At 46.9% G+C, this 352-nt stretch carries 1 pseudogene; it reads left to right on the top strand.

Annotation, left to right across the window (positions count from 1 at the left end):
- Positions 1-352: pseudogene (locus CWB85_RS21760) on the top strand (endo-alpha-(1->5)-L-arabinanase); the annotation flags it as partial.

Here is a 352-nt window from a genome sequence, read left to right as displayed (position 1 = left end):
TAGGCTTGGCTCAAGCTGATACCATTGAAGGGCCTTACATTGATCAAGGAGTATTTTTACGCAGTGGCTATCGAAGTGCTGATGAATTTACTGCATACCCCCTTGATAATGGCCAAACGACATGGAATGGCGCCGTTGATCCTAATGCTATCGATCCCGCTGCTTTTTATGCTAAAGACGGCAGTTTATGGATGGTATACGGTTCATACTCAGGTGGCATATTTGTCCTTGCAATGGATGAAACAACGGGTAAACCGCTGCCAGGCCAAGGTTACGGAACTAAGTTAGTTGGGGGTGACTATAGGGCTATCGAAGGGGCATTTGCCATGTCGAGCGCTGAATGTTCGTTGTT

Origin of the sequence: Pseudoalteromonas sp. S1727 (genome assembly GCF_005886375.1) — a bacterium.
GTDB lineage: Bacteria > Pseudomonadota > Gammaproteobacteria > Enterobacterales > Alteromonadaceae > Pseudoalteromonas > Pseudoalteromonas haloplanktis.
This window is presented reverse-complemented; position numbering and strand designations above follow the sequence as displayed.